This window comes from Microcoleus sp. PH2017_09_SFU_O_A (genome assembly GCF_020738625.1).
In the GTDB taxonomy this organism is placed as follows: Bacteria; Cyanobacteriota; Cyanobacteriia; order Cyanobacteriales; family Microcoleaceae; genus Microcoleus.
In genome coordinates, this window is the sequence record NZ_JAEQCF010000154.1 from 1 (window position 1) to 5713 (window position 5713).

General features: G+C 46.9%; 7 protein-coding genes, 1 tRNA gene and 1 pseudogene. 7 read left to right on the forward strand and 2 right to left on the reverse strand.

Annotated elements, in window-relative coordinates; translation table 11 throughout:
• Positions 1-193 precede the first annotated feature (193 nt).
• Together JGK16_RS31875 and JGK16_RS31880 are read right to left on the reverse strand one after the other, a co-directional pair.
• Positions 194-278 (reverse strand) — tRNA-Ser (locus JGK16_RS31875).
• 34 nt (positions 279-312) lie between these two features.
• Entirely contained in the window at positions 313-1227 is a 915-nt protein-coding gene (locus JGK16_RS31880) for a TIGR04168 family protein (RefSeq protein WP_293187138.1), read from the reverse strand.
• Between the two features lie 214 nt (positions 1228-1441).
• Here JGK16_RS31880 and nadA point away from each other — a divergent pair, with 214 nt between their 5' ends.
• The 7 genes and pseudogenes from nadA to JGK16_RS31915 all read left to right on the forward strand — a co-directional run.
• Positions 1442-2410: a quinolinate synthase NadA gene (nadA, locus tag JGK16_RS31885; protein ID WP_293187137.1), complete on the forward strand. Its 969-nt coding sequence runs from the start codon at positions 1442-1444 to the stop codon at positions 2408-2410.
• Positions 2411-2616: 206 nt separating this feature from the next.
• Complete coding sequence (locus tag JGK16_RS31890) at positions 2617-3234, forward strand: TIGR04282 family arsenosugar biosynthesis glycosyltransferase (RefSeq protein WP_293187133.1); 618 nt, start codon at positions 2617-2619, stop codon at positions 3232-3234.
• Positions 3235-3451: 217 nt separating this feature from the next.
• On the forward strand, positions 3452-3595 hold the full coding sequence (locus JGK16_RS31895; RefSeq protein ID WP_293187132.1) for a hypothetical protein: 144 nt from the start codon (positions 3452-3454) through the stop codon (positions 3593-3595).
• A gap of 166 nt (positions 3596-3761) precedes the next feature.
• Positions 3762-4478, forward strand: coding sequence for a TIGR04283 family arsenosugar biosynthesis glycosyltransferase (locus tag JGK16_RS31900; protein ID WP_293187131.1), 717 nt, complete (start codon positions 3762-3764; stop codon positions 4476-4478).
• A 114-nt stretch (positions 4479-4592) separates the two neighbouring features.
• Positions 4593-5102, forward strand: a complete 510-nt coding sequence (locus JGK16_RS31905; protein ID WP_293148482.1) for a photosystem I reaction center protein subunit XI — start codon at positions 4593-4595, stop codon at positions 5100-5102.
• A gap of 57 nt (positions 5103-5159) precedes the next feature.
• The gene (locus JGK16_RS31910) at positions 5160-5276 is read left to right on the forward strand and encodes a photosystem I reaction center subunit VIII (RefSeq protein WP_293148481.1); all 117 of its coding nucleotides are present in this window, start codon (positions 5160-5162) and stop codon (positions 5274-5276) included.
• Positions 5277-5509: 233 nt separating this feature from the next.
• A pseudogene (locus JGK16_RS31915) lies at positions 5510-5713 on the forward strand (helix-turn-helix domain-containing protein); the annotation flags it as partial.

Here is a 5713-nt window from a genome sequence, read left to right on the forward strand (position 1 = left end):
AAACCCAGATAAATCGTCTGCCCAATCTTCACAAATGGTTTGTGGAAATTTTCGCTAAACCCACATAGCTATTGGATCATTCTTTTTGTGGAGGCCTCTTAAATCGAGTAAGTTGGCTAGAAAAATTACATGGTAAGCAAAATCACCCCCGCAGGGGTGATTTTTTGCCAGTTCTTTTCGTAGTTGTCAAAAACGGAGAGGGTGGGATTTGAACCCACGGAACCTTTCAGTTCACCTGATTTCAAGTCAGGCGCATTCGACCACTCTGCCACCTCTCCAGGCGCATAGATTTTATCATACCAGCAATTGCCGCTAACTACAAGCAGTAGCAGATTCAGTCTGCCGGTAAAGAATTTGTTCTCTTTGCACCGCGAAATCTTCCCCTACCCAGACTAAAGACATTTCCGACACTGTTCCTTTTTCTAGCAGGACGATCGAGAAATTCCGCAATTTCGAGCACTCTTTCTCCACAATTCGCGGTACGCTGGCCGCATTCAAATACACCGTACCCTTCGCACTCACCACTGACTTCCGCAACTCGTGCTTAGTATGTCGCAGTTGATGGTGCATATGACCAAAAGTTACCAGCGGTACGTGCTTTCCGGCGCTGCGAGTTCGATCGATCGCCTCAGCAAAATCCGGGTCGCCCCAATCCCCTCCCAACGGCTTCCAATCACGCCCGCAGGGGTCTTCAGCAGCCTCTCCCAGCCCCGTCGGCCCCGTGTGACCAAGAAAAATCACATTTTCGCAATCAGCATCTGCCGCCGCCCCTGCAATTAGCCTCGCCGACTCCTCAAAACTTTCTACGCCAAACCACTCCGAATAAAAATCGTTGTACTTCCACTCCGAACCTCCCCAAGTAAACGGGCGGCTTCCCACCACCGTTATGTCCAATTCGGGAAAATCCCGTTTCCCGTAACCGACGTGGGCTTCTCCCATTAAATCTAACTGCTGTTTTACCCGATTCTCAACGGCGCGATCGTACGGACACTGACTGCGGCCCCACTCCGTCGCCGTGTACCAAGCGTCGTGGTTCCCAAACACTGCTGCTTTCGGAATGTCCAAAGATGCGATCGCCCGCACCACCTCCACCGACTCGTTCCCAAAATCCCCCACAAACAGCGCCAAATCAACGCCAAGATGCTTCAGGGCCTCGCCGTCTTCCGCTTCCCAGCGATCGTGAACGTCCCCCACCACCGCAATTTTGATAGATTTAGTCTGATTCATTTGATTTGTCATGCGCGATCGATCCCTAGCCCCTTCTTCTTCAGCATAAGAAACAGCGACCAATTTTTGCACTCTCCCCCAGCCAATTTTAGATTTTAGATTTTAGATTTTAGATTATTTCAACCCAACCACCCGCTTACCACCGTTTTTGGTGAATTCAACTATAATTCAAAATATTAAGTCCAGCCGCCACCTTCCCCGGAATATTTTAACTGTGTTTACCACCGCACCTGCTCAAAACTTGACCCAAACCAGACTGCCCGACGACTTGTTTGCAGCAATTAACGCCCTCAAACAAGAGTTGAACGCCGTCATTCTCGCCCACTACTACCAAGACTCCGACATTCAAGACATCGCAGACTTCATTGGCGACTCCCTCGAACTTGCCCGCAAAGCCGCCAACACCAACGCCGATGTCATAGTTTTTGCCGGAGTTCATTTCATGGCAGAAACCGCAAAAATCCTCAATCCCCACAAATTAGTATTGCTACCAGACTTAAATGCTGGGTGTTCCCTCGCCGACAGTTGCCCGCCCGAAGCCTTTGCAGCTTTCAAAGCCGATCGCCCAGACCATTTAGTTATTTCCTACATTAACTGTACCGCCCAAATCAAGGCAATGAGCGACATAATTTGCACCAGCTCCAACGCCGTCAAAATTGTCAACCAAATTCCCGAAAATCAGCCGATAATTTTTGGGCCCGATCGCAATCTCGGCCGTTACGTCATCGAACAAAGCGGCAGACACATGGAACTCTGGCAAGGAGCCTGCATCGTCCACGAAAACTTTTCAGAAAAAAAGATAGTTCAACTCAAAATCGAAAATCCCGAAGCCGAAATCATCGCCCATCCAGAATGCGAACCTCCGGTACTTCGCCACGCCAATTATATCGGTTCAACCACCGCTTTGCTCAAATATTCTCAATCCAGTGCCAGCCAAGCTTTTATTGTCGCAACTGAACCGGGAATCATTCACCAAATGCAAAAGCAAACACCGCACAAACACTTCATCCCCGCTCCTCCTAACAATAATACCTGTGCTTGCAACGAATGCCCGCACATGAGATTAAATACTTTGGAAAAATTGTATCTAGCTATGAAAAATCAAACCCCCGAAATTACTATGTCTCAAGAACTGCAACGAGCAGCCTTGCAACCTATCCAGCGAATGCTAGAAATGAGCTAACGGTTGACAGTTGACAGTTGACAGTTGACAGTTGACAGTGTTTTAGGATGGGTTGAATCCAGGGATTAAATTAGTAATCGCGGACGCGAAAAAATCGGTTTCTCCGAAAAATTATTGTGGACGCAGGCGGCGCAGAAACCGGGTTTTTAGCCCCCCCTGCGTCCGGGACTGCATTAGGTCATTTCTTTAAAAATTATGAATAATCTATGATTTCCGAAAAACTGATTGTTTTCACCCGCTATCCCGAAGCGGGCAAAGCCAAAACTCGACTAATTCCTGTGCTGGGAAAAACAGGTGCTGCCAACCTGCACCGATTGATGGCCCAAAAGGCGATCGCCCGCGCCCTCTCTCTTCAAAACTCCCGCCGATTATCAGTGGAAATTCACCACACAGGTGGCAACCAACAACAGATGCAAGACTGGTTGGGAACAGATATTATTTATCAAAATCAAATAGACGGCGATTTGGGGGCAAAAATGACAGCAGCGTTTCAAAAATCTTTTAATTCAGGGGTTGACAAAGCTGCAATTATAGGAACTGATTGTCCCGATCTGAAAGCAGAAATCATGGCACAAGCTTTTGACAAACTGAGCCAGCACGATTTAGTTTTGGGCCCGGCAACAGACGGCGGTTATTATCTAATCGGGCTGCGCCGATCGATACCGGAATTGTTCAGCGGAATTAAGTGGGGAACCAGTGAGGTATTTTCTTCTACGCAGGCGATCGCCCAAAATCTTGACCTCAATATTGCTTATCTTCCCACTCTTGCAGACATAGATTTGCCGGAGGATTTGCTGCGTTTAGATATTAGTATTTTGAAATAAATAAACTATATTTAACTTCTCTGATTCATTAAAAATTGTCATCTATAAATCATAAAAAATACTTGATTGTGAAACCACAACGTCATACTATAGTAAATGTATTTGTCTAACCAAATGCAGCGGTTAGACAGCGCTTGCGACAATAGTCGCAAGCGCGAGAAAAAGCCAAAAATTAGCAAATAAATTAGTAAATAATCAAACTAGGGACAGTTTTTGATTGTCAATCTTAGAATCAGGGTTTCAGGGCGATCGAGAACGAGGGCAACGCTTGCCAGACACAGGAATTACCTGCGGGAAATCAAGGGTTTCAGACGAGGAACTCAAAAGGCAAGTTCGCGATCGCACTTTGCGACAAGAGTGAAACCCGGTTTCTTCGTATATTTATCGTGACCAGAGAGTAAAATTCGTAGAAACCCGGTTTCTATCCGCCCCATGTGTCAGCCATCAAACTGTCGCTACCTGTTGAAATAACAGATAAGCTTTGTACAAAACCCGCCCTCTCTCTCTCCAGCGGTGATCGATTCTCTATGCCGCCCGAAAATCTCAATCTCAAAATTTCCATTATCATTCCCGTCTTAAACGAAGCAGCTACAATTGCCTCAGTCATTTCCACCGCCCAAAATGCCAAAAATGTTGAGATTATCGTCGCCGATGGCGGCAGCAACGACGGTACCGCAGAAATAGCAACATCTTTGGGCGTCCGAGTTGTCTCCAGTAGCCAAGGCCGCGCCACTCAAATGAATGCAGGTGCGGCCTTGGCTACTGGAGATATTCTGCTGTTTCTCCACGCAGACACTCTTTTGCCTCCCGGCTACGACTCTGGCGCACGCCTTGCACTAGCCAAACCCCAAACAGTCGCCGGGGCCTTTGAACTCAAGATTGATGCCCGCACGCTCTGTCTGCTGCTCGTAGAAATAGGAGTAAACTGCCGATCGCACTTTCTGCAAATGCCCTACGGCGATCAAGCCATTTTTCTTTATTCAGCTATCTTTGACCAAATCGGCGGTTTTCCTGACTTGCCCCTCATGGAAGACTTTGAATTTGTACGCCGGTTGAAAAAACAAGGCCGCATCCAAATCGTACCCGAGCCCGTGTTGACATCCGCCCGCCGCTGGCAGCAGCTTGGGGTACTCAAAACCACCGCCATCAATCAAATAGTAATTATTGCTTATTTTTTCGGAGTGTCGCCCGATCGACTCGCTTTCTGGTATAGGAGACAAAAGAAAAATTCTTCCCAAAACTAAAGAATAGTGAACTTTTCTAAAGCTAGCTGCCAATTATGCAAATAGGAAACACGTCCCTGCGTAAAATATGACTTGAACGCCTCAATTTTTACGCACAGCGAGGAAAAAGAGAATATGGCCGATCCCAGAGATGCAGAGCTTATTAAACCCTTTAACGGCGACCCCTTCACGGGTCATCTCGCAACTCCCATCAGTGCTTCTGATTTCACACAAGCATTCATTGGGAATTTGCCCGCCTACCGCAAAGGACTCTCACCCCTAGTTCGAGGTTTAGAAATCGGTTTGGCACACGGTTATTTCCTTGTCGGCCCCCAAATCGTCTTAGGCCCACTGCGGGATTATCCAGAAGCAGCTAATCTCGGCGGATTAATTACAGCCCTCGTCTTAGTTCTGCTCGGCACAACAGGTATGTCTGCCTACGGTTTAGTCTCTTTCAAAAATGACAATAGCAGCTACCCGAGCGCCAATCCCATGACTCCCGAAGCCCTGAAAACCGGCGAAGGCTGGAGCCAGCTCACTGCTGGTTTCTTCATTGGCGGAATGAGCGGCGTCTTTGCTGCCTACTTCTTACTCGAAAACTTTAACGGCATCGATGCCATTTTCCGGGGTTTAGTCAACAATTAGACTCCACTCCCAAATATCCCTGTTGCCACACACTAACTTTAGTTTGGAGATTTTGATATGACAGGTTCCTACGCTGCTTCTTTCTTGCCTTGGATTTTGATTCCGGTTGTTTGCTGGCTGATGCCGGTTGTGGTAATGGGTTTGTTGTTTATTCACATTGAAAGCGACGCCTGAGCTACTACCTAGCTAGCGATTAAATAGACAAGGTGGTACACTTGTAGACAAATCTACGATGTACCATTTTGTTCAAACCCTGCGCGATTCCCAAAAAACCTTGGATTGTCAGTAAAGACACTCGCTTGCGCTGGGATGTTTCGGGGTCGGGTTATCGGTGAAATTAGCGTGTTGATGTCGAGCAATGCTTTTATCCATCAAAACAAAGTTAAAGCCGGCACAAGAGTCAGACAACAGTCATGAGCAAACACGCTGGAATAGTGAGGTTTACTTATAACTGGGGATTGGCTACTTGGAGCAACCTTGATCAAGATGGATTGAAGCCTAATAAATACCTACTCAAGAAATTCTTTAACAATCATGTAAAGCCTGAGTTTACATGGATTAAAGAAGCGGGAATTTGCCAGAAGATAACTCAATATGCTTTCGACAATCTT

Coding starts and splice junctions, on each gene's coding strand:
- JGK16_RS31890 (WP_293187133.1), top strand. CDS start 2,617: ATGATTTCCGAAAAACTGATTGTTTTCACCCGCTATCCCGAAGCGGGC.
- JGK16_RS31905 (WP_293148482.1), top strand. CDS start 4,593: ATGGCCGATCCCAGAGATGCAGAGCTTATTAAACCCTTTAACGGCGAC.
- JGK16_RS31910 (WP_293148481.1), top strand. CDS start 5,160: ATGACAGGTTCCTACGCTGCTTCTTTCTTGCCTTGGATTTTGATTCCG.
- JGK16_RS31900 (WP_293187131.1), top strand. CDS start 3,762: ATGCCGCCCGAAAATCTCAATCTCAAAATTTCCATTATCATTCCCGTC.
- JGK16_RS31880 (WP_293187138.1), bottom strand. CDS start 1,227: ATGAATCAGACTAAATCTATCAAAATTGCGGTGGTGGGGGACGTTCAC.